Genomic DNA, 21,551 nt, shown 5'->3' with positions numbered 1-21,551 from the left:
CTCAGGGCTCCACGACCAGGAAAAAGGTCTCATCCTCGCCAATCATGCCCAGGTTGCCGCGGGCACGCTCCTCGATCGCCCGCGAACCATCACCGAGGTTCCTGACCTCGGCGAACAGCTCCTCGTTGCGATCACGGAGTCCGGCATTGATGGCCTTCTGCTCCTCAATCTGCTCCTGCAGGGCCCAGGCGTGGGGCAGACTGTTCTCCCCTGTCCACAGCCTCAGCTGCAGCAACAACGTCAGAACGGCCATGACACCCCACAACCATTTCATGCACAACGCTCCCTCGCGACTCAGGGGGCGTTTCAGCCCCCCTGACCCTTGATTTCTTTGAGGCCGCGGTAAACAGCCCGGTCTCCAAGCTGCTCTTCAATCCGCAGCAGCTGGTTGTATTTGGCCACCCGATCCGAACGGCACAGGGACCCGGTCTTGATCTGACCGGCGCTGGTGGCCACCGCCAGATCCGCGATGGTGGTATCCTCGGTTTCGCCCGAACGGTGCGAGATAACCGCAGTATAGCCGGCTTCCTGAGCCATGCGAACGGCGTCCAGGGTTTCACTGAGACTGCCGATCTGGTTGAACTTGACCAGGATGGAGTTGCCAACCCCTTTATCGATGCCTTCCTTCAGGATCCGGGTATTGGTGACGAACAGATCGTCCCCCACCAGCTGGACCTGGCTGCCCAGGCGGTCGGTCAGGGTCTTCCAGCCGTCCCAGTCGCCCTCGTCCATGCCGTCCTCAATGGAAACAACCGGGAAGCGGTCACACAGCCCCGCCAGATAATCACTGAATTCGGCCGCATTGTACTGCTTGCCTTCGCCCTTGAGGTCATAAACGCCATCACTGTAGAACTCGGAGGAAGCGCAGTCGAGCGCCAGGGTCACGTCTTTGCCCAGCGTATAACCCGCTCCTTCCACGGCTTCCCGTATCGCTTCCAGAGCCGCTTCGTTGGAGGGCAGATCCGGCGCAAACCCGCCTTCGTCCCCCACACCGGTATTCAGCCCCTTGGCGTTGAGCACCTTTTTCAGGCTGTGGAAGATCTCGGCACCGCAGCGCAACGCTTCGCGGAAGGTGGAGGCCGATACCGGCTGGATCATGAATTCCTGGATATCGACGTTATTGTCCGCGTGCTCACCCCCATTGAGGATGTTCATCATGGGCACCGGCAGGGAGAAGGTGCCGGCGCCACCGTTGAGTTCCGCCATGTGCTCGTAAAGGGGTTTTCCCAACGCGGTAGCGGCTGCCTTGGCGCTGGCCAGAGAAACGGCCAGAATCGCATTCGCGCCCAGGTTCTGCTTGTTGTCGGTACCGTCGAGCTCAAGCATGGCGTTGTCGATGGCACGCTGGTCGGCGGCATCCATGCCCTTGAGGGCGCCCCGGATGCGCTCGTTCACGGCGGCCACGGCGGTCTGAACCCCCTTGCCGAGATAGCGGTTCTTGTCCTTGTCGCGCAGCTCCAGCGCTTCCCGTGAACCGGTGGAAGCACCCGAGGGGGCGCAGGCACTGCCGATCTGGCCGGATTCGAGGATCACGTCGGCTTCGACGGTGGGGTTGCCCCGGGAATCCAGAACTTCGCGGGCTTTGATATTGGCGATTGTTGTCATCCGTTCAACCTCTCTTATCGTTGAATCATTCAGTGATTCAGGAAATGAAATCGTTACGCCGTATCCAGGGGCTCAAACCCCTTGATCAAATCATCCAGTTGCTTGAGTTGCGAAAGAAACGGCTCAAGCTGTTCCAGCCGAAGCGCGCATGGCCCGTCGCATTTGGCCTGATCCGGATCCGGGTGCGCCTCCAGGAAAAGGCCGGCCAGTCCCTGTGACAGACCAGCCCGGGCCAGCTCGGTAACCTGTTCGCGGCGCCCGCCGGCGGAGTCGGCGCGGCCGCCGGGCATCTGCAGGGCGTGGGTAACATCGAAAAACACCGGCACCCCAAGCTTCTTCATGGTGCCAAAGCCAAGCATATCCACCACCAGGTTGTTGTAACCGAAACTGGTGCCACGCTCGCACAGGATCACCCGGTCGTTGCCGGCTTCCCCGCACTTGTTGATGATGTGGCTCATTTCATGGGGCGCCAGGAACTGCCCCTTCTTGACGTTGATCACGGCACCCGTGCGGGCCATGGCCACCACCAGATCGGTCTGGCGCGACAGGAACGCTGGCAGCTGGATCACGTCGCAGACGTTGGCGGCCGGTTGGGCCTGGTGCGGTTCGTGCACGTCCGTCAGCACCGGCACACCGTAGCGGTCGCGGACTTCCTCGAGAATGGCCAGCCCCTTGTCCAGACCGGGCCCACGGAATGAATGCATCGAGGAACGGTTGGCCTTGTCGAAAGAGGCCTTGAACACATAGGGGATGCCCAGCTTCGTGCACACCTGGGCGTACGCATCCGCCACTTCCAGCGCCAGCTCCCGCGATTCCAGCACATTCATGCCGCCAAACAGCGTGAAGGGATGGTCATTCGCAATGCGACGCCCTGCAATGTCGATCGTGCTCTGCGCCATGGGGAACGCTCCCAGTGGTCGGGGTCAGGATTCGCTCTTGCGAGCCAACGCAGCTTCCACGAAGCCCTTGAACAGCGGATGGCCGTCACGCGGTGTTGAGGTGAACTCCGGATGGAACTGACAGGCCACGAACCAGGGATGATCCGGCGCTTCAACCATCTCCACCAGGCTGTTGTCACCGGAACGCCCAGCCACCCGCAGGCCGGCCTCCTCCAGTTTGGGCAACAGAAGATTATTCACCTCATACCGGTGGCGATGGCGCTCCCGGACCACATCCTTACCATAGCACCGGTGCGATGTCGTACCCGGTTCCAGTCGGCAATCCTGTGCACCAAGCCGCATTGTGCCGCCCAGGTCCGAGTCCTCGCCGCGAACTTCAACCTCACCGTTCTCATCCACCCATTCAGTGATCAGGCCCACCACGGGATAGGGGGAGTCCTTGCGGAACTCCGTACTGTGAGCACCGGAGAGCCCGGTAATGTTGCGGGCGTACTCAATCACGGCCACCTGCATGCCGAGGCAGATCCCCAGGTAGGGAATGCCGTTTTCGCGGGCATGACGGACAGCACTGATCTTGCCTTCAACGCCGCGCTCGCCAAAACCGCCGGGCACCACGATGCCGTCAACATCCGCCAATGCGCCCACCCCGTCGCGCTCCAGATCCTCGGAGTCGACGTATTTCATCTGCACCTCGGTGCGGGTATGCAGCCCCGCGTGGCTCAACGCCTCGATCAATGACTTATAGGCATCCAGCAGCTCCATGTACTTGCCGACCATCGCAATGGTCACCCTGTTGTCGGGGTTCTGCTCGCACTCGAACACCCGATCCCACTCGGACAGATCCGCCGGCCCCACGCTCAGATTGAAGCGCTCGACGATCAGCTGGTCCAGGTCCATCTCGTGGAGCATGCGCGGGACCCGGTAGATGCTGGGTGCGTCACAGATCGGGATCACCGCCCGCTCTTCCACGTTGGTAAACAGCGCAATCTTGCGCCGCGAGCTGGCATCCACTTCATGCTCGGACCGGCACAGCAGGATATCGGGCTGTAGACCGATGGAGCGCATTTCCTTAACGGAATGCTGGGTCGGCTTGGTTTTCACCTCGCCGGCGGTGGAGATATAGGGGACCAGTGTCAGGTGCATAAACAGGGCCCGCTGGGAACCGACCTCCACGCGCAGCTGGCGGGTCGCCTCCAGGAAGGGCTGGGACTCGATATCGCCCACAGTGCCACCAATCTCCACCAGCGCCACATCCACATCGCCAGCGCCTTCAACGATGCGGCGCTTGATCTCGTCAGTAATGTGGGGAATAACCTGAACGGTACCCCCCAGATAGTCCCCGCGCCGTTCCTTGCGGATAACCTCCTCGTAGACCCGGCCGCTCGTGAAGTTGTTGCGACGGGTCATGGTGGTGCGGATAAAGCGCTCGTAATGGCCTAGATCCAGGTCGGTCTCGGCACCGTCATCGGTGACAAACACCTCACCATGCTGGAACGGGCTCATGGTGCCGGGATCCACATTGATGTAGGGATCGAGCTTGAGGATGGTCACCCGGAGACCGCGCGCCTCCAGGATGGCGGCCAGTGATGCTGATGCAATGCCCTTGCCGAGCGAGGACACAACCCCGCCGGTGACAAAAATATAGCGCGTCATGCGAATCCCGTGTTCTGCCCGATTGCCAGTTTTAGAGGAGGAGGGAGGCGTCGCCTCAAGATGGGGGAACAGACTACCAGAAAGGGGGGCAACCCTCAATTTGCAGAAGATGCGACACTATAACGGCCCGCCGGTGCCTACACTGATAACCATGAAAGAACTCATCGCCGCAATCATTGATATGACCCTCCTTGCCGCCCCCTGGCTTCTGCTCGGCCTGGTGGTCGCGGGCCTTGTACGTGGACTGGTCCCCCGTGCCCGCATCCAGCAATGGCTCAGCGGCGGTGGTATACGGCCCATCCTGCGCGGTGCCGTGCTGGGCGTTCCCCTGCCGATGTGCTCCTGCGGCGCCATTCCAACCGCGCTGGCATTGTACCGCGGCGGCGCGGGGCGTGGCCCCACCACATCCTTCCTGGTGGGGACACCGGGCGCGGGCATTGACTCACTCTCCCTGACCTTCGTGCTGATGGGCCCATTCATGATGGTGGCCCGTGCGCTGGGGGCACTGGTGGCAGCCGTCAGCACGGGCCTGCTCACGGCCCTGAGCCAGGGCGGGGCTACGGCCAGGCAGGCGAATGAGAACAAAGGCGATTGCTGCTCTTCAGGCTGCAGTAGCGGCAATGTCATGGCGGATGCCGACGAGACGGCGCCCGGCGTGCGCCACGGGCTGCGCTATGCGTTTACCGAAATGCTGGATGACATCAGCGTTTGGATCGCGATTGGCCTTGGCGTTGCCGGGCTTCTGATCACGCTCACCCCACCCCAGGGGATGGCGGTACTGGGCGGCGGCGTGGGGCCCATGCTGTTGATGGCACTGATAGGCGTGCCTCTCTACCTTTGTGCCGCCGCCACCACCCCAATCGCGGCGGCCCTGATGCTTGAAGGCCTCTCCCCGGGCACCGCCCTAGTGCTGATGCTGGCCGGGCCGGTAACGAGCCTGGCCACCCTCAGTATCTTCCAGCGGGAAATGGGGACCAGTGCGCTGCTGCTCTACCTTGCTGGCATTGTCCTGAGCACGGTGGCGGCCGGGTTGGTGACCGACTCCGTTATTGCTGGGCTGGGCCTGGATATCCAGGGATCAGTCCAGGAGATCCAGCAATGGATACCAATCTGGCTCGAATGGGGTGCACTGATCCTTCTGGTGGTCATGGCCCTGCCCTGGCTCCGGCGCATGCTCATAAAGGAAACCCATGATGACTGACCCGGAAAACCCAGAAGCCAGAACAACGCATCAGGATGGGGCGACAAAGCGCCACGAAGCCCGGCGCTACCAGGTGAGCACCAACCGTGGCCAGGCGCGCCACCATGTGCGTTACGTTGAAAGTGGTGGCGCGGTTGAGGAACTGGGCTCCGGCGAATGCGATCTGTGCCGCGCCGTACCGGTCAGATAACGGCTTTCGCGGCCGCCCTGCCCGCGTTACGCCCTGAAAACAGGCACCCGCCCAGGAAGGTCCCTTCCAGTGCGCGGTAGCCATGCATACCGCCACCACCGAAACCGGCTGCCTCGCCCACTGCATAGAGCCCCGGAATACGCTCGCCCTGCTCGTTCAGCACCTGGGCTTCCAGGTCCGTCTCCAAACCGCCCAAGGTCTTGCGGGTCAGTATATTGAGCCGCACCGCGATCAACGGGCCGTGGGCGGGGTCCAGCATCCGGTGTGGCCTGGCGGTTCGCACCATCCTGTCGCCCTTGAACTGGCGGGCATTATGCATGGCCATTACCTGGAAATCCTTGCTGAAAGGGTTGGCCAGCTGCTGGTCACGCGCCTCGATCTGGCGCCGGATATCCGTGGGATCCAGAAGGTAGTCGCCACTGAGCCTGTTCATGCCCGCAACCAGGTCCTCAATGGTGTCCTCGACGACAAAGTCCGCGCCGTGCTCCTTGAAGGCCTCAACCGGCCCTGTCCCTTTCCGGCCGAAGGGGCGCTTCAGTGTCTGCATCCAGCTCTTGCTGGTGATGTCCGGGTTCTGTTCAGAACCTGAAAGCGCGAACTCCCGCTTGATGATGCTCTGGTCCAGAATGAACCAGCTGTAGTCATAACCGGTCGACTGGATATGCGCCAGCTGGCCCAGAGTGTCCGAGCCGGGGTAGAGCGGCGCTGGGAAGCGCTTCCCGGTCGCATCGAACCACAATGACGACGGGCCTGGAAGAATGCGGATGCCGTGATTCGGCCAGATGGCGTTCCAGTTCTGGATGCCCTCAACGTAATGCCACATGCGATCCGGGTTGATCACACGCGCGCCAGCAGCCTCGCTGATGCCGATCATGCGACCGTCCACATGGGCCGGAACCCCGCAGACCATCCGCTGCGGCGGCTGGCCAAGACGTGCCGGCCAATTGCGGCGCACCATTTCATGGTTGCCGCCAATCCCGCCCGAAGCCACGATCACGGCCTGGGCCCGGAACTCAAAATCACCCTGCTCGTCACGGTTGGTCGCAACGCCGCGTTCCGCAGGGTCATCCGCCAGAACCTTGCCCCGAACGCCGTCCACGTGAGCCCCCGTGGTCAACAGATCGTCCACACGATGCCGCCAACTGAAACGGATCAGGCCCTTGGTTTCAGCTTCACGGGCCCGGCGCTCAAATGGCTCAACAATGCCCGGGCCCGTGCCCCAGGTAATATGGAACCGGGGCACGGAGTTGCCATGACCGCAGGCATCATACCCACCGCGCTCGGCCCAGCCGAGAACCGGGAAGATCCGATGCCCCATCTCGCGCAGCCAGGCCCGTTTCTCGCCCGCCGCGAAATCCACATAGGCTTCAGCCACCCGCCGTGGCCAGTAATCCTCGGCACGATCAAAACCGGCAGTGCCCAACCAGTCCTGCCAGGCAAGTTCCGGCGAATCCTTGATGCCCATCCGTCGCTGTTCGGGCGAGTCGATGAACAGCAATCCTCCCAGCGACCAATAAGCCTGGCCACCCAGATTCTGCTCCGGCTCCTGCTCCACAATCAGCACACGCCGGCCTGCATCCGCCAGCTCGGTAGCCGCTACCAAGCCGGCCAGGCCGGCGCCGACGACAATGACATCCGCGTCCTGAGCCATAGCCACCTCTTTTTGTCATTATTGTTGTGCAAAACTGAACCAAAGCGCTCTCCGGATCAAGATCTTCCGGAGCAGTGCCTGGTTCAGCTGCTGGAGTGGGGCAGGCTGTCCGGGTCGATGGATTCCGCTTCATCGGACTGGAAAAGGCCTTCCAGTTCGTCGATGATTTCCTGGTCACTGGGGTTGCGGCTGCCCTTCTCTTGATGGATGGCGTAATACTTGCGCAGCTCCTGCTCATCATGGTCCCGGAAGACCTGAACCGCTTCCCTGGCCTCATCCTCATCCCAGCCGAAGATCTGCAGCAACTGCTCCCCCATGTCCATACTGCCCGCGAGGGTCTCACGGGTAATCACACGGCAACCAAGGTCCATCAGGCGCCATGCATGCTGGCGGTTGCGGGCCCGGGCATAGACCGGAACCGTGGGGAAGTTGCGGCGCACATGGTCAACAATGCGCATGGAATATTCGGCATTTTCCACGGCCACGATAATGGCCTGGGCATCCCGCGCCCCGGCCGTGGTCAACAGATCCACACGGGCCGGATCGCCATAGTAGATGCGGTGCCCGTAACGGCGAATGAAATCCACTTGAAGCGGATTGGCATCCAGGGCGGAAAAGGGAATCTCGGCGCTGTGCAGCAGCCGCCCCACCATCTGCCCAAAGCCCCCGAAACCACAGATCAGCACATTGGGCTTCTCATCGTCCTCGCCCACCGCATCATAGGGCCTGTCCTCGATTCCGGAAGTAGCCAGCATCGGGTCCAGGATCCGTCGGTTGAACAGGAACGTGAAAGGCGTGGCCGCCATGGTCAGGATGACCACTGCGAACAGCACATCGGTAACGGCTTCGCTCATCACGCCATAGGTCATGGCCATGGAGAACAGCACGAACGCCAGCTCCCCACCCTGCGGCATGAGCGCCGCCAGCGCCCGGCTCCCCTTGTCATCAAGGCCCCCAAAGCGGCCCACGGCGTAGAGGATAACGATCTTGAACAGCAACACGGCCCCGGTAACGCCGAACACCAGCCCAGGCATATCCGCCAGCATATGCAGGTCCGCCGACATGCCCACCGACATGAAGAAAAGCCCCATCAAAAGCCCCTTGAAGGGCTCGATGGACAAGTGGATCTCATGCCGGTACTCCGAATCCGCCAGCAGCACCCCGGCCAGGAAAGCGCCCAGCTCCATGGGCATGCCGGCCATTTTAAGGATCTGGGAAACCCCCAGGACCACCAGCAGTGCCGTGGCGGTAAACGTCTCGCGCGCGCCCACGCGGGCCACCGTGCGGAAAACAGGCCGCAGCAGATAGTGGCCGCCCACAATCACTGCGACCAGCACCACCAGCGTCCGGCCAATAGCCAGGGCAATACCCAGGGGGTCCATAACGGCGGTGCTGCCTTCGCCCATCAACGGGATCGCTGCCAGCAACGGCAGCAGGGCAATGTACTTGAACAGCAGCATGGCAAAGGCACTGCGGCCATGGAGCGAGGACAGCTCATTGTGCTCGGACAGCACCTGCATGGCGAAGGCGGTGGAGGAGAACGCCAGGCCCAGAGCAATGATCAGCGAGGTCTGCCAGTCCAGCCCGAAACCGGCCCACGCAACCGCTCCCATGGGAACAGCACACCCCACCACACCCGCCATCCCCTGGCCGAAGATGTTGTGGCGCATCACCCAGAGCCGTTGCGGCGCCAATTCCAGCCCCACCAGGAACAGGAGCAGCACCACGCCGATCTTGGAGAAGCGCAGCATACTCTCAACGTCGTCGATGACACTGAAAAGGGAAGGGCCCATGATGACACCGGCAACCAGGTACCCCAGTACGGCCCCGAAGCCCATCCACTGGAATATGGGCACAGCAACCACTGCTGCAAACAGGAAAAGGGTTACTTCCAGCAGGAAATCCAATGCACGCTCTCCTTAAAGCCGGTTCAATCGGGGCTCACTCGGGCCACGCTGGAAACAGGGGCATACTACAGACGCTAAAGGCCATTGCGAAGCCCGCCGGCAACCCCGTATTGCCGTCCAGGGGAGCAACCCGCTAGTGTTGGCCAGCACCCCGCTTCAGGAGCAATCATGACGCGTTTTTCACTGCTTGATCTTGCGCCCGTTACCGAAGGCAGCACGCCCCGCGACGCACTACTTAACGCCGCCGACCTGGCCCGCCATGCCGAGTCCCTGGGATACGAGCGCTTCTGGATGGCGGAGCACCACAATATGACCGGCATCGCCAGTGCGGCTACCCCAGTGGCACTGGGCCATATAGCCGCCCATACCACCAGCCTCCGCATCGGCGCTGCCGGTATGATGCTGCCCAACCATGCCCCGCTGGTGGTCGCCGAGCAGTTCGGCACCCTGGAAAGCCTCTACCCCGGCCGCGTGGACCTGGGGCTGGGCCGTGCTCCGGGAACGGACCCGGAGACCCTGCGCGCCCTGCGCCGGGACCACCATTCCGCCGCCAACCGGTTCCCCCAGGATGTTCAGGAACTGTTGCATTATCTTGAACCCGTGCAGCCCGGCCAGCGCGTCCAGGCCGTGCCGGGCGCCGGCACCCGGGTACCGGTATGGATCCTCGGTTCCAGTCTTTTCGGCGCCCAGCTGGCAGCCGCGCTGGGCCTGCCCTATGCCTTCGCCTCTCATTTCGCCCCGGACATGCTGGATGAGGCGATCCGGACCTACCGCGACCAGTTCCAGCCATCACAGCGCCTGGCCGAACCCTACGTTGCAGCGGCAGCCAACGTTTTCGCGGCGGATACGGACGCCGAAGGACGCCGGCTCATGACCTCCATGGAGCAGCAGTTCATTGCTCTGCGACGGGGGTCACCCGGGCCACTCCAGCCCCCGGTGGATGACCCGGACAGCCTTGGAACCGCCGCAGAGCGAACCACAGCCCGGCACGCCCTCAAGGAATCCGCTGTCGGCTCCCCGGAAAGCGTACGGCAATGGTTGAGCGCTTTCATTGAGCGTACGAACGCGGATGAATTGATCCTCACCGGCCAGATCCACAACCATGAGGCCCGCAAGCACTCCTTCCGGATTGCCGCTGAGGCGCTTGCGGATGCGGCGGCGTGATGCCACGCCGCTGACAAGGTGTTACGGACGATCACAATCTGTCCAGTTGATTCCTGCCCGGGTCTCGCCTAGCTTGTGGATATGACGCGCACCAAGCGTGGTCAATTTAAGCTCAGTACGCAGTCCAATAACAACGGCGTGAAGGGCGACCCCGCCGGGCAATAAGGAGGTGTGTCATGGGAGCACCCGTCGACGAACTGGAACAGCGCATCAGGGATGCCCAGGACCCACTTGAAGCGATTCTACCCTCGGCAATCACCCTCTCGCTGATGATCCGCAACCGGAAGATGGGCAGCTGGCTGCGGAATGAATTCACCGGTTACAGCGAGGACTCGGCGCTGCCTCCCTATCGCAGGGATATTCCAGGCCACCTGATGACGCGCTCCCCCCAGTATGGTTGGATGCCGGCCCCCATTACCGACCAACAGGAACAGCAGGAAGCCCATCTCGATATCCGGGAAGGCATCCGCAGCCTGGAAAGAACCTGCCTCCGTTACCGCAAGGACAGCTACATCCAGCACTCACTTCCCAAGGATGAGATGCGTGAGCTGCAAGCCAGGGTCAACCTGACCACCGACCTAGCAATCACCATCAACCGCGAGAGCTACTCCGACCTCTTCCGCGTTGTCCGCTCGACGGTGTACCTGTGGCTCGGCGACCTCATTGAGGCGGGATTCAGCGGGGAACACAATTCATTTGAACGATCGGAACGAGCGCAGGCAAGCACTCTGGACACGCCCGAGCACTACTGGCAGCGGGCTATGGACGAGTTCACCAGCCTGCCTGTGCCGGGCATACGCAAGGCTGGCATGCTTGAACGGTTCTTTGGCGGGGCCTGATCAGGTGAGATCCACATCCGGGTAGCGCCGGCGCATCCGCATCAGCCGCACGATGGTCACAATATTGGTAACCACCACCATTGCCTCCGCCAGGCTGGCGCCCACCGAGCCGATGGCGATATTGTTCCCCATCCAGGCAAGCCCCGCCGCCGCAAGGAACAACCGCATGCGGATTCCCCTGAGCAGGAACATACCCAGGGTGCCGAACAGCATCGCCGCGACCGGGAAGACGTCGATCCAGCTCTGCCACGTCAACCAGGCGGCCACGCCACCAATCGCCAACGTGCCCAGCATCACCGGCACATTGCCACGGAACCGGCGCGCCAGATGGATGCGAAGAATGACAAGCCCCGTCAGAACCGCCGCTGTCCAGCTCTGGAACAGCGCATACTGGACCGCGAAGGCCACATTGGCGCCGATCAGCGCCAGCATGAGGCGGTCGTCCCGGGTACTGGCAAAGCCGACAACGCAGAGCCCGAGCGCAACCAGCGCCACCGCCTGTCCGGCCAGTTCCATTGCGGTCATTTCCGCCAGTGCCAGCATGGGGGCTCCCAAACACGAAACTTCCATTATAACGAACGCTGCCAACCTTAGCGCTCCGTAATCGCTGCGGGCACCTGAGTTTCCCCCTACATAAACCGACTTTATTCGCTCGATTTCCCAGTGGCCGCCTCCTCACCAATTTGGTTACGATCATCCACCCCAAACCAACAACCATCTCGGGAGGCAACGCCGAATGCCAGTAGAGCTCGAACGCGTCAGCGGTGATGCAATCCGCCCCTGGGTCCGGGACGTCGCCGACCTCAGGATCCGGGTATTCCGTGAGTGGCCCTACCTGTACGACGGGGACATGGCCTACGAGGAGCAGTACCTCGATACCTATGTCCAGTCGCCCCGCAGCGTCCTGGTCCTGGCACTGGATGGCGACCAGGTGGTGGGGGCCGCCACGGGGCTGCCGCTGGCGGACGAAGAACAAGCCTTCATCCAGCCCTTTGTGGACCTGGGTTACAACCCGGAACACATCTTCTACTTTGGTGAATCCGTGCTGTTACCCGCCTACCGGGGCCAGGGCATTGGGGTGCGTTTTTTCAGTGAACGGGAAGCCCATGCCCGTGAGCTGGGTGGTTTCCAGTACTGCTGCTTCTGTGCGGTGGAAAGGCCAGCCAACCACCCGCTGCGACCGGACGGTTATCAGCCCCTGGATGATTTCTGGCGAAAGCGGGGTTATGAGCCCGTGCCGGAACTGCGGACCCATTACCCCTGGAAGGACATCGACCAGGCCGCGGAAACGGCCAAACCAATGAATTTCTGGATGGGCAAGCTGGCCTGAATCAGGCCGCCGCCGAGAGCGTGCTGTTCACCCGGTTCCGCAGGCGGCCGACCAGCGAGGTGCTGCTGGCCCCGCTCGCCGCCTGGGCACCATCCTCGTTGAATGCCGGGAAGAGCCGCTCACGCAGCCGGTCCGGCAGCGAGAAGGCCGCCACGCGCTTGACCACGGTCGCATACTGGCGCGGCAAACTCGCCGAGTTGTAGTGCAGGCCGTACTTCTCGCACACCGCCTGGACCTGTGGCGAGATTTCGCGGTAGCGGTAGGCGGGAATGTCCGGAAACAGGTGGTGCTCGATCTGGTGGCTGAGGTGCCCGCTCAGGGTGTAGACCCAGCCGGGGCCGGTGAAGTTGCTGGAGCCGGTCATCTGGCGCAGATACCAATGGCCGCGGCTCTCGTTTTCGCACTCCGCCTCGGTGAAGCTCTCCGCTTCCTCGGTGAAGTGGCCACAGAAGATGACACTGGAGGCCCAGAGGTTGCGGATCAGATTGGCGCCGACGTTGCCCACGATCACCACCGGTGCCACGGGCAGGGTCAGCGCCGGGAAGAACACATAGTCCTTGAAGACCTGCCGACCGCCCTTGCGCGCAAAATCACGCAGAAACGCCGCTTTCTCCCGGAACGTCACCTCGCCACTGCGCAGCTTCTCAAACTCCAGCTCATGCGCACCCACGCCCCACTGGAAGAAGACACTGAGGTTGATGAAGTTGATCATCTGCAGCAGGTGCCTGGGACGCCAGGGCGTTTCATCCTCAAGGCGCAGCACCGCGTAACCATAGTCCCGGTCCTTGCCGATGACGTTGGTGAAGGTGTGGTGCTCATAATTGTGGGTGCGCTTCCAGGAGTCCGCCGTGCAGATGGTATCCCATTCATAGGTCTGGGAATTGAGCTCCGGGTCGTTCATCCAGTCATACTGGCCGTGCATCACATTGTGGCCGATCTCCATGTTCTCCAGGATCTTGGCCAGTCCCAGTGAGGCCATGCCGGCCAGCAGGAACGGCGGAATGATCCCCAGGGGCATCAACGCCCGGCCACCGAATTCCAGCGTGCGGTGCAGGCGGATGATGCCTCGTATGTAATCGGCGTCCTTCTGGCCCAGGTCGGCCATCTGCTCATTGCGGATCGCATCCAGGTCCTGGGCGAGATGTTCGAGCTGTTCTTCGTTGAGCTTTTCCATGATGTTTCTCCTTGCGGTGTTGGTTTACAGCGCCAGCTCGACGGGTCCCTGGGGCACAGTGATACAGAGCTGGACGGTTTCCTCGCCATGCCCCGAGGGCTGGCCGGTGTGCTGGTTGATGACGATGCCGCTTGTCTTGCGGCAGGCGCATTGGTGGCAGATCCCCATGCGGCAGCCGTAACGCGGGTTCAAGCCGGCGGCCTCGGCTTCTTCCAGCAGCCGGCGGTCTCCGGCGCTTTCTACCGTGAGGTTGCTGTGGCTGAAATGAACGGTCCCACCCGCGTCCTCACTCACGACAACGCCCGGCCCCACGGCAAAGAGCGTGCTGCTGACCTGGTCCGCCGGCACCCCGGCATCCGCCAGCAGGTTCTGGGCGTGTTCCATCAGCCCGGGAGGACCACAAAGGAAGCAATGGCGGCTCGTAATCCCGTCCACCGTCTGGAGATGATGCGGGCCCAGACGGTCCGGGTTGCGCGGATCCTGTTCCGCCGCCACGATCCGCAGCTCCAGGCTGGGAAGCCGTTTCGCCAGGGCTTCCAGCTTGCGGCCACCGATCACATCCGCCTCGGTACGCACGAAATACAGCACGGTGACCGGGTTGCGCAGATGCCGGTCCGCCATGGCCTCAAGCTGGCTCAGTACCGGCGTAATGCCACTGCCCCCGGTGATGAACAGCAGCGGCTGACCGGGTTCCGGCGCATGGTCTTCCCCGTAGGCCCGGCTGACGCCGATCACATCACCCGGCTGGCAATGGTCCAGCAGCCAGGGGGTGATTTCACCGTCCGGTACCTTCTTGATCGTGACCGTCACGGTGCCATGGCGCTCCCAGTGCGATGGGGAACACGAGAGACTGAAAGGGCGGCTGTACCAGCGGCCTTCTTTCTCCACCTCCAGGTTCAGGTGCTGCCCGGCCCGGAAGCCGCCCCAACGCCGCGCGGGACGCAGGGTCAGGGTCTTGCTGTCATGGGTCTCCTGCTGAATCGCCTCGATGCGCGCCGGGATATAGCGTCGGACCCAGAGTGGATTGATGCTTTCGAGCAATGGATCGAAGTAGGTGGCGGGATGCGCCCGGTTAAAAAGCTGCTCGCCCAGCCAGCGCCAATGGTCATGCCCCAGCCAACGGCTCGGTCCGTGGGCAAACGCTCTGTCCATAATGCCTGATTCCTGCATGACGCCCTCGTGTACATCTGTTTACAGATTGTGTACGACTGTACACAAAGGCTTCGCAGGGTGTCAACGAGCACGAGACGGGGCGCTTCACACGTTTCGATTCCCTCCACTGGCCGGTACACTCCGGGGATGACCCCGCACGCATCCGAACAGAACATGAGCACACAAAAACGACGCCGCCCCGGCGAAACCCGGGAAATGCTGATGGAAGCCGCCCTTACCCTGGTTGGCAGGGGCCGCCACTTCGCCAGCCTTGGCATTCGGGAGGTCACCCGGCAGGCTGAGGTTGTGCCCACATCCTTCTATCGCCACTTTCGTAACATGGACGACCTGGGCCTGACGCTGGTGGACGAGCTCGGGGTGGTGCTGCGGCGGATGATGCGGGAAACACGTGCCAATGTGATGCACGCGGAAAGGTTGATGGACGAATCAGTCGCCATTTTCGTGGATCACGTCCAGGCCAACCGCAACTTCTTCACTTTCATGGCCCAAGGGTTGGCGGGTGAGAGTCAGGCCATTCAGAATGGCATCCGTAACGAGATGCGATTCTTCAGCAGTGAACTGGCGAACGACCTGCGCAACCTCCAGCTCCTGAGGCACCTGAACGATGAAGACCTGGACATGACCTGCGAGCTGGTGGTGCGTACGGTGGCGTTCAGTCTGACCGACATTCTGAGCATCTCAGCGGAGGATGAGGAGGCCCAGACGCGGATCAAGCGCCAGACCACCCGTTTTCTCCGGATGATCTTCATTGGCGCGGATCACTGGCAGAGCAGCTGAGCCCCGACGGAACGGAACCCAGTCAGCCGGGGGCTTTCAGCCGGCGGTTCAACCAATGGCCCAGAAGGCCATAGCGCGGACTCAACAGGAAGGCAGCCAGGAAGAAGACACCGGTCATGGCCGCCATGGTGCCGCCCACGGACACATCCATGGCAATCGCCAGCGGGTAGCCGCACAGGGTCGCCGCCACCCCCACCACAACCCCCAGCAACAGCATCAGTGACAGGCGGTCGGTGAGCAAGTAGGCCGTGGCTGGCGGCACGATCACAAAGGCAATGAACAACACCGCCCCCACGGCGTCGAACGCGGCCACGGCCGTAACACTGGTCAGCCCCAGCAACAGGTAGAACAACAGCGTGGGGGCCAACCCGAGCGCCGCCGCCAGCTGTCGGTCAAAACTCGCGATCTTGAGCTCTTTGTAGAACGCCAGCACAAACAGCAGGTTCACCACCGTCACCAAGGACATCCAGACCACCGCCTGGGGAATATGCCAGCCCCAGAGCGTCAGCGTATCCAGCCATACAAACCCGATCTCGCCCAGCAGCACCGTATGGGTATCAATATGGATATCCCGGGCATAGAGGTTCAGCAGCAACACGCCAGCCGCAAAGAGAACGGGAAACACGAGACCGATGGCCGCATCGCGCTTGACCCGGTGTGTACGGGCGACCATTTCCGTCAGGAAGACGGTCAGTACGCCGGTCAATGCTGCGCCAGCAATCTGGAATGGCCCTGTCTGGGCCTTGGTCAGGAGCCAGACCACCACAATGCCAAAGACAATGGAATGGCTGATGGCGTCGGACAGCATGCTGTTGCGCTGCAGCACCAGGAAGGTCCCCACCAGTGAGCCGGCGGCCGCCACCAGCGCGCCGGTCAGAAGGACCATATACACGGGGTTGGTAAAAAAGGCCTGCATCATGTTGCCTCCTCAACTCTGCCCAGCCGCTCCAACACCTTCTCGGCCTCCTGATAGCCTGCATCCGTCAAGGCCCAATGCGGGCCCTCTACCCGCATATGACTCGCTGGCGCCACAAATCCCTGCTCGTGAAGGCGTTTGAGGATCGGGTCCGTGGCCACTCCGTAGAAGCTGTCCAACATGCTGCGCTCAACCGGGTAAAAGGGGTCCTCATGGTGCTGCGCCAGTTTGTACAGCGTCGTCAGCATCTGGCGCTGCCCGATGGCGCGGCGCTCACGCCAGAGCTTGAACCAGGACCAGAGCACGCCCCTGCCGGGCGCCAGTAGCAGTGAAATCCCCACCAGCACGGAGGCCGCCAGCACTACAACAGGCCCCGTGGCCAGGTGCGGAACGCTGGCACTGAGTAACACCCCCACGATTCCCGAAATCACTCCAATCACCATGGCAAGCATCACCATGTGCTCCAGTCGGGTCACCCACTGGCGGGCCGCTGCCGCCGGCGCAATCACCATGGCCGTCATGAGGACCACGCCCACCATCTGTAACCCCACGACCACGGCAAGCGCGATCATGGCCGTCAGGATACTCTCAAGAACAACCACGGGAAGGCCGATGGAGCCGGCGAACAGAGGGTCAAAGGTAACCAGCTTGAGCTGCTTCCATAACCCCATGACCATCAGCAGCGCCAGCACCGCAATGCCCCCCATGAACCACAGGTCCTGACGGCGCGTGGCGGCCGCCTGGCCGAAGAGAAAGGTATCAAGCCCTCCCTGGGAGGCATTGGACATCCCCTGGATATAGGTCAGCAGCACCACCCCCAGCGCGAATGACACGCTCAGGGCAATACCCAACCCCGCGTCCGTCTTGATGCGGCTGTAGCGCACCACGACCTGCACGAAAAGCGCGGCAATAACGGCAGTGGCCAACGCCCCGGCCATGATCCAACCCAGGTGACGGGTTCCGGCGATCAGGAAGCCAATACACACGCCCGGCAGCGCGGCGTGCGCCAGGGCATCGCCCATCAAGCTCTGCTGGCGCAGCACCGCGAAAGAGCCCAGAAGTCCGCTGACCATGCCGAGCAGCGTTGCCCCCAAAAGGACATTCTGAACGGTGTAATCACCGAGCAGCGCCAGCATCAGCTCCCCACCTCCCGGGTCACGACATCAGCTTCCTCTTCCCCGGAAGCCGGATCCAGAAGCGCGATCCGGCCACCATAGGCCCGACGCAGGTTCTGGCCGGTATAGATGTCCCGCACGCGCCCCTGGGCCACAACGCGCACGTTGAGGATCACGAGCCAATCGAAATAATCACGCACCGTCTGCAGGTCGTGATGGACAACGATGATGGTCTTACCGGCATCCCGCAGCTCCTGCAGAAGCGCCACCACGGTTTTTTCAGTGGTGGCGTCCACCCCCGCCATGGGCTCGTCCAGGAACAGGACATCGGCGTCCTGCACCATGGCGCGGGCCAGGAACACCCGCTGCTGCTGGCCGCCTGAGAGCTTGTTGATCTGGCGCTTGGCAAACGCCTCCATGCCCACGGACTCAAGGGCTTCCATGGCCTTCTGGCGTTCGCGTTTACCCGGCCAGCGCAGCCATCCCAGCTGGCCATAAAGCCCCATCATCACCACATCCAGAACCGTGGTGGGAAAATCCCAATCAACGGCGGAGCGCTGGGGCACATAGGCCACTCGCCGCACCGCCTGACGCGGCGTGTAACCGTGGATGCAGATATGGCCCGCTGTGGGCTTCACCAGCCCCAGCACCGTCTTGATCAAGGTGCTCTTGCCGGCGCCATTAGGACCAATGACAGCCGCCATCACGCCGGGAGGAATATTGACGTCAATGTCCCAGAGCACCGGCCGCCCCTCGTAGGCGACCGTCAGATCTTCGATGTGCAGGGCCAGATCCGGTTCGTGGCGCTGAGTGCAACTCATTACGTTCCCCGCTTATCCGTTGTCCGCCGCTTCGCCGCCGTCCCAGTGATCAGCCAGGCGCTCCGGCCAGGGCGCGACAGTACCGCCGAGGCCCTTGGTGATGGCCTCCGTGTTCGAGCGCAGCATCCCGATATAGGTGCCAGCCTCGGTGCCTCTTTCGCCCATCGCATCCGAATACAGTTCCCCGCCGATCGCCAGGTCATGCCCCTGGTTCGCCGCACCCTGTACAACCGACTCAACCGTGCGCCGACTGATGGTACTTTCAACAAAAATAGCGGGGATGTCGTTCTGCGCTACGGTATCCACCACATTGCGGATGTCCGCGATCGCCGGCTCGCTGTCGGTACTGATCCCCTGGATCCCGAGCACCTCAATATCGTAGGCATCACCGTAATAGCCGAAGGCATCATGGGCCGTAACCAGGGTACGCTGCTGCTCCGGAATGGTGGCAATGCTGCGCCCGACCCACTGATCAAGGGCTTTCAGGTCCGCCTCATAGGCTTCAGAACGCCGGCTCATGGCGCTGCTGCAATCCGGCGCGATCTTCTGCAGTGTCTGCGTCACCGTGGGCACAATCCGCACCCACCTTCCGGGATCCATCCACAGGTGCGGATCGATCCCATAGGTATCATCTTCGTCCGCCGTAAGGAGCTGGTCCTCTGTCATGGACTCCGGCGCCACGGCGACCGTGAGCTTGCGCTTGCCCAGCTGCTTCAGGACCGAGCCCAGCTGGCCCTCAAGGTTGTAACCGTTGTGCAGAATCGCGTCCGCGCTGCGCAGACGTTCAATATCACTGGCCCGAGCCTCGTAAAGATGCGGGTCGATGCCCGGGCCCATCAACGCCTCCACCTCGACGCACTCGCCAGCAACTTGGCGAGCCACATCGGCAATCATCCCTGTTGTTGTGACCAGGCTGGCCGCTCCCGCAACCGCCGGGAAGCCGGGGACCAACAACAGGATCAAACCTTGAATAAGCTGTTTCATAAGACCCCCTCAATCTGTTCGGCCCTAGTTTAGAAAGAATTTTAACAGCAATGCAAACCTTTTTAGCCTCGGCTAACTTTTGTTGTCTTTCTATTGTGCACAGCCGCGCTCTTGGCTATAGTCGCGGCATGACCAGTGATCCCGACACCCCCTCCTCAGCCGACGACAGCCTGCCGCCACCCGAGCAGCACGCCCGTCAGTACGCCGCCGTTCGTGACGCCCATGAAACCGAACTCATTGAGGATTACGTGGAGCTGATCGGCGACCTGCTGGACCATGCAGGCGAGGCCCGGGCAACGGACATCGCCGCACGCATGGGGGTGCGCCAGGCCACGGTGGCACGCATGATCCGGCGGCTGAATGAACTCGGGTTCGTGACCAACGAACCCTACCGGTCCATCTTCCTCACAGACCGTGGCCGTGCCATGGCCAATGATTCGCGCAGACGCCACGCCGTCGTGTTGCAGTTCCTGCGCAGCCTGGGCGTGGATGATGCTACGGCGCGGATTGATGCCGAAGGCATGGAGCACCACGTGAGCGAAAGCACACTCGATGTTATGCGTGAATTCACCCGCAGCCAGAATAATGGTGGCGGCTGAACAGAACGCGTGGTAAGGTGCCCACCTGCGTTGTTCCCTCCGCTTCCCCGGTCGTTCAGACGACCCCTGTTACGCCGGTTGGTCTCCGCACGCTTATCGCGGACTGCATATTGCCAGGGCCATTCCCGACAAGCCGATAACCTGTCCTTCCCTGTTGATCGGGGCAATGGACAACACCCGCTCTGGCGTATTGAACAGGAAAGACTGAATGTCCTTTGACTCCCTCGGCCTGCGGGCTGAACTGAACCGTTCCATCAAGGAACAGGGTTATGATCAGGCGACGGAAATCCAGCAGCAGGCCATTCCGGCCGCGCTCGATGGCCGCGACCTGATGGCCAGTGCCCAGACCGGCACCGGCAAGACCGCTGCTTTTACACTGCCGCTGCTGCAGAAGCTTTCCCAGGGCAAGGCACAGGGCGGGCGCCCGCGCGCTCTGGTGCTCACCCCCACCCGTGAGCTTGCCGCCCAGGTGGAAGACAGTGTGCGCCTGTACGGCCGCCACCTTCAGCTGCGTTCAGCCGCGATCTACGGCGGCGCTGGCATTGGCCCGCAGATTCGTCAGCTCAAGAGCGGCATGGATGTGCTCGTGGCCACGCCCGGGCGCCTGATGGACCATATGGAACGCGGCACGGTGGACCTGTCGGCCATTGAGGTCCTGGTGCTGGACGAAGCAGACCGGATGCTCGACATGGGCTTCCTGCCGGCGATTGAGACCATTGCCCGCACCCTGCCCGATGCGCGCCAGACGCTGCTGTTCTCTGCCACCTTCTCGGCCCCCATCCAGAAGCTGGCCCAGAAGTTCATGAACGAGCCGGAACTGATCCAGAGCGGCGAACGCAACGCCACCGCGGACAATGTGGACCAGAGCGCCTATATGGTGGATGGCGGCCGCAAGCGGGAACTGCTGACGCACCTGATCGGAACCGAGAACTGGCGCCAGGTGCTGGTGTTCACCCGCACCAAGCGCGGCGCGGACCAGCTGGCCAAGCAGCTCGAAACCGACGGTATCCGTTCCACGGCGATCCATGGTGACAAGAGCCAGGGCGCGCGCAACAAGGCCCTGAAGGCGTTCAAGCACGAGAACGTCCGCGCTCTGATCGCCACGGACGTGGCGGCACGCGGTATCGACATTGACCGCCTGGAATACGTGGTGAACTTCGACCTTCCCGATAATCCGGATGACTATGTACACCGGATCGGCCGTACCGGACGCGGTGGCGAAAGCGGCTCCGCCGTCTCGTTCGTCAGCAATCCGGAGAAAGGTCAGTTCAACAGTATCCGCAAAGTGGTCAGCCAGGACATTCCCGCCAATGTGGTTGCCGGTTTTGAGCCGGTCCAGAAAAGCGGGCCTCCGCCGAAGCGCGGTGGCGGCGCACGCCCCAGCGGTGGTCGTCGCAACGGCCCGCCGCGTCGGCGCTGAAACCGTGAACGGGAGCGGACCCTGTCCGCTCCTTCCCCATGCCCGCCCCTGCGTCGCCACCTCTTCCCAAAAACGACAACCGCTTCTTAGCAATCATCATCCGGCTCGTCCATACTCTCTGATTGAACACTAA

General features: G+C 62.3%; 21 protein-coding genes. 8 read left to right on the top strand and 13 right to left on the bottom strand.

The window, feature by feature from the left end; all coding sequences use genetic code 11:
• Position 1: 1 nt before the first annotated feature.
• From AC1RQI_RS01880 to AC1RQI_RS01865, 4 genes are read right to left on the bottom strand one after another with little or no spacing between them, the layout of a single operon-like run.
• The gene (locus AC1RQI_RS01880; protein WP_416635082.1) at positions 2-274 is read right to left on the bottom strand and encodes a septum formation initiator family protein; all 273 of its coding nucleotides are present in this window, start codon (positions 272-274) and stop codon (positions 2-4) included.
• Positions 275-306: 32 nt separating this feature from the next.
• Positions 307-1,605 carry a phosphopyruvate hydratase gene (gene eno, locus AC1RQI_RS01875; protein WP_416635083.1) on the bottom strand — a complete coding sequence of 433 codons (1,299 nt, stop codon included), beginning with the start codon at positions 1,603-1,605 and terminating at the stop codon, positions 307-309.
• Between the two features lie 53 nt (positions 1,606-1,658).
• Positions 1,659-2,504, bottom strand: a complete 846-nt coding sequence (gene kdsA / locus AC1RQI_RS01870) for a 3-deoxy-8-phosphooctulonate synthase (protein ID WP_481903446.1) — start codon at positions 2,502-2,504, stop codon at positions 1,659-1,661.
• A gap of 24 nt (positions 2,505-2,528) precedes the next feature.
• Entirely contained in the window at positions 2,529-4,157 is a 1,629-nt protein-coding gene (locus AC1RQI_RS01865; protein ID WP_481903445.1) for a CTP synthase, read from the bottom strand.
• A 151-nt stretch (positions 4,158-4,308) separates the two neighbouring features.
• Here AC1RQI_RS01865 and AC1RQI_RS01860 point away from each other — a divergent pair, with 151 nt between their 5' ends.
• A complete protein-coding gene (locus AC1RQI_RS01860; RefSeq protein ID WP_481903444.1) occupies positions 4,309-5,358 on the top strand; it encodes an SO_0444 family Cu/Zn efflux transporter in 1,050 nt (349 codons plus the stop codon).
• A complete protein-coding gene (locus AC1RQI_RS01855) occupies positions 5,348-5,548 on the top strand; it encodes a hypothetical protein (RefSeq protein WP_481903443.1) in 201 nt (66 codons plus the stop codon). Before AC1RQI_RS01860 ends, AC1RQI_RS01855 begins: the two co-directional genes overlap by 11 nt.
• Here the strand turns inward: AC1RQI_RS01855 and AC1RQI_RS01850 are convergent.
• Positions 5,541-7,199, bottom strand: a complete 1,659-nt coding sequence (locus AC1RQI_RS01850; RefSeq protein WP_481903442.1) for an FAD-binding dehydrogenase — start codon at positions 7,197-7,199, stop codon at positions 5,541-5,543. The genes AC1RQI_RS01855 and AC1RQI_RS01850 overlap by 8 nt on opposite strands.
• Positions 7,200-7,282: 83 nt before the next feature.
• On the bottom strand, positions 7,283-9,106 hold the full coding sequence (locus AC1RQI_RS01845) for a monovalent cation:proton antiporter-2 (CPA2) family protein (RefSeq protein WP_416635089.1): 1,824 nt from the start codon (positions 9,104-9,106) through the stop codon (positions 7,283-7,285).
• Between the two features lie 168 nt (positions 9,107-9,274).
• Here AC1RQI_RS01845 and AC1RQI_RS01840 point away from each other — a divergent pair, with 168 nt between their 5' ends.
• Together AC1RQI_RS01840 and AC1RQI_RS01835 are read left to right on the top strand one after the other, a co-directional pair.
• Positions 9,275-10,270: an LLM class flavin-dependent oxidoreductase gene (locus AC1RQI_RS01840; protein ID WP_481903441.1), complete on the top strand. Its 996-nt coding sequence runs from the start codon at positions 9,275-9,277 to the stop codon at positions 10,268-10,270.
• A 176-nt stretch (positions 10,271-10,446) separates the two neighbouring features.
• Positions 10,447-11,109, top strand: a complete 663-nt coding sequence (locus tag AC1RQI_RS01835; RefSeq protein ID WP_481903440.1) for an AbiTii domain-containing protein — start codon at positions 10,447-10,449, stop codon at positions 11,107-11,109.
• Here the strand turns inward: AC1RQI_RS01835 and AC1RQI_RS01830 are convergent, their stop codons facing one another.
• Complete coding sequence (locus AC1RQI_RS01830; RefSeq protein ID WP_416635092.1) at positions 11,110-11,652, bottom strand: YgjV family protein; 543 nt, start codon at positions 11,650-11,652, stop codon at positions 11,110-11,112. It lies immediately after the preceding gene.
• A gap of 193 nt (positions 11,653-11,845) precedes the next feature.
• Here AC1RQI_RS01830 and AC1RQI_RS01825 point away from each other — a divergent pair, with 193 nt between their 5' ends.
• A complete protein-coding gene (locus AC1RQI_RS01825; protein ID WP_481903439.1) occupies positions 11,846-12,439 on the top strand; it encodes a GNAT family N-acetyltransferase in 594 nt (197 codons plus the stop codon).
• A gap of 1 nt (position 12,440) precedes the next feature.
• Here the strand turns inward: AC1RQI_RS01825 and AC1RQI_RS01820 are convergent, their stop codons facing one another.
• Both AC1RQI_RS01820 and AC1RQI_RS01815 read right to left on the bottom strand, forming a co-directional pair.
• Complete coding sequence (locus AC1RQI_RS01820; RefSeq protein WP_481903438.1) at positions 12,441-13,613, bottom strand: fatty acid desaturase family protein; 1,173 nt, start codon at positions 13,611-13,613, stop codon at positions 12,441-12,443.
• 24 nt (positions 13,614-13,637) lie between these two features.
• Positions 13,638-14,765 carry a ferredoxin reductase gene (locus AC1RQI_RS01815; protein ID WP_481903437.1) on the bottom strand — a complete coding sequence of 376 codons (1,128 nt, stop codon included), beginning with the start codon at positions 14,763-14,765 and terminating at the stop codon, positions 13,638-13,640.
• A gap of 174 nt (positions 14,766-14,939) precedes the next feature.
• On the opposite strand from AC1RQI_RS01815, the gene AC1RQI_RS01810 reads away from it, so the two are divergent.
• Positions 14,940-15,563, top strand: coding sequence for a TetR family transcriptional regulator (locus AC1RQI_RS01810; RefSeq protein WP_481903436.1), 624 nt, complete (start codon positions 14,940-14,942; stop codon positions 15,561-15,563).
• A gap of 22 nt (positions 15,564-15,585) precedes the next feature.
• Here the strand turns inward: AC1RQI_RS01810 and AC1RQI_RS01805 are convergent, their stop codons facing one another.
• From AC1RQI_RS01805 to AC1RQI_RS01790, 4 genes are read right to left on the bottom strand one after another with little or no spacing between them, the layout of a single operon-like run.
• Positions 15,586-16,482 (bottom strand): metal ABC transporter permease, encoded by an 897-nt coding sequence (locus AC1RQI_RS01805; RefSeq protein ID WP_481903435.1) that lies wholly within the window; start codon positions 16,480-16,482, stop codon positions 15,586-15,588.
• Positions 16,479-17,615, bottom strand: a complete 1,137-nt coding sequence (locus tag AC1RQI_RS01800) for a metal ABC transporter permease (protein WP_481903434.1) — start codon at positions 17,613-17,615, stop codon at positions 16,479-16,481. Before AC1RQI_RS01800 ends, AC1RQI_RS01805 begins: the two co-directional genes overlap by 4 nt.
• A complete protein-coding gene (locus AC1RQI_RS01795; RefSeq protein ID WP_481903433.1) occupies positions 17,615-18,415 on the bottom strand; it encodes a metal ABC transporter ATP-binding protein in 801 nt (266 codons plus the stop codon). Before AC1RQI_RS01795 ends, AC1RQI_RS01800 begins: the two co-directional genes overlap by 1 nt.
• Before the next feature lie 12 nt (positions 18,416-18,427).
• Positions 18,428-19,399, bottom strand: a complete 972-nt coding sequence (locus AC1RQI_RS01790) for a metal ABC transporter solute-binding protein, Zn/Mn family (protein ID WP_416635100.1) — start codon at positions 19,397-19,399, stop codon at positions 18,428-18,430.
• A gap of 128 nt (positions 19,400-19,527) precedes the next feature.
• Here AC1RQI_RS01790 and mntR point away from each other — a divergent pair, with 128 nt between their 5' ends.
• Together mntR and AC1RQI_RS01780 are read left to right on the top strand one after the other, a co-directional pair.
• Entirely contained in the window at positions 19,528-19,998 is a 471-nt protein-coding gene (gene mntR / locus AC1RQI_RS01785; RefSeq protein ID WP_481903432.1) for a manganese-binding transcriptional regulator MntR, read from the top strand.
• A 208-nt stretch (positions 19,999-20,206) separates the two neighbouring features.
• Positions 20,207-21,418: a DEAD/DEAH box helicase gene (locus AC1RQI_RS01780; RefSeq protein ID WP_481903431.1), complete on the top strand. Its 1,212-nt coding sequence runs from the start codon at positions 20,207-20,209 to the stop codon at positions 21,416-21,418.
• Positions 21,419-21,551: the final 133 nt, after the last annotated feature.

The organism is Salicola sp. AFF1, assembly GCF_056783195.1.
This window is presented reverse-complemented; position numbering and strand designations above follow the sequence as displayed.

Coding starts and splice junctions, on each gene's coding strand:
- AC1RQI_RS01805 (WP_481903435.1), bottom strand. CDS start 16,482: ATGATGCAGGCCTTTTTTACCAACCCCGTGTATATGGTCCTTCTGACC.
- AC1RQI_RS01800 (WP_481903434.1), bottom strand. CDS start 17,615: ATGCTGGCGCTGCTCGGTGATTACACCGTTCAGAATGTCCTTTTGGGG.
- eno (WP_416635083.1), bottom strand. CDS start 1,605: ATGACAACAATCGCCAATATCAAAGCCCGCGAAGTTCTGGATTCCCGG.
- AC1RQI_RS01795 (WP_481903433.1), bottom strand. CDS start 18,415: ATGAGTTGCACTCAGCGCCACGAACCGGATCTGGCCCTGCACATCGAA.
- AC1RQI_RS01850 (WP_481903442.1), bottom strand. CDS start 7,199: ATGGCTCAGGACGCGGATGTCATTGTCGTCGGCGCCGGCCTGGCCGGC.
- AC1RQI_RS01840 (WP_481903441.1), top strand. CDS start 9,275: ATGACGCGTTTTTCACTGCTTGATCTTGCGCCCGTTACCGAAGGCAGC.
- AC1RQI_RS01865 (WP_481903445.1), bottom strand. CDS start 4,157: ATGACGCGCTATATTTTTGTCACCGGCGGGGTTGTGTCCTCGCTCGGC.
- AC1RQI_RS01860 (WP_481903444.1), top strand. CDS start 4,309: ATGAAAGAACTCATCGCCGCAATCATTGATATGACCCTCCTTGCCGCC.
- AC1RQI_RS01790 (WP_416635100.1), bottom strand. CDS start 19,399: ATGAAACAGCTTATTCAAGGTTTGATCCTGTTGTTGGTCCCCGGCTTC.
- kdsA (WP_481903446.1), bottom strand. CDS start 2,504: ATGGCGCAGAGCACGATCGACATTGCAGGGCGTCGCATTGCGAATGAC.
- mntR (WP_481903432.1), top strand. CDS start 19,528: ATGACCAGTGATCCCGACACCCCCTCCTCAGCCGACGACAGCCTGCCG.
- AC1RQI_RS01830 (WP_416635092.1), bottom strand. CDS start 11,652: ATGCTGGCACTGGCGGAAATGACCGCAATGGAACTGGCCGGACAGGCG.
- AC1RQI_RS01825 (WP_481903439.1), top strand. CDS start 11,846: ATGCCAGTAGAGCTCGAACGCGTCAGCGGTGATGCAATCCGCCCCTGG.
- AC1RQI_RS01855 (WP_481903443.1), top strand. CDS start 5,348: ATGATGACTGACCCGGAAAACCCAGAAGCCAGAACAACGCATCAGGAT.
- AC1RQI_RS01815 (WP_481903437.1), bottom strand. CDS start 14,765: ATGGACAGAGCGTTTGCCCACGGACCGAGCCGTTGGCTGGGGCATGAC.
- AC1RQI_RS01810 (WP_481903436.1), top strand. CDS start 14,940: ATGAGCACACAAAAACGACGCCGCCCCGGCGAAACCCGGGAAATGCTG.
- AC1RQI_RS01835 (WP_481903440.1), top strand. CDS start 10,447: ATGGGAGCACCCGTCGACGAACTGGAACAGCGCATCAGGGATGCCCAG.
- AC1RQI_RS01780 (WP_481903431.1), top strand. CDS start 20,207: ATGTCCTTTGACTCCCTCGGCCTGCGGGCTGAACTGAACCGTTCCATC.
- AC1RQI_RS01820 (WP_481903438.1), bottom strand. CDS start 13,613: ATGGAAAAGCTCAACGAAGAACAGCTCGAACATCTCGCCCAGGACCTG.
- AC1RQI_RS01880 (WP_416635082.1), bottom strand. CDS start 274: ATGAAATGGTTGTGGGGTGTCATGGCCGTTCTGACGTTGTTGCTGCAG.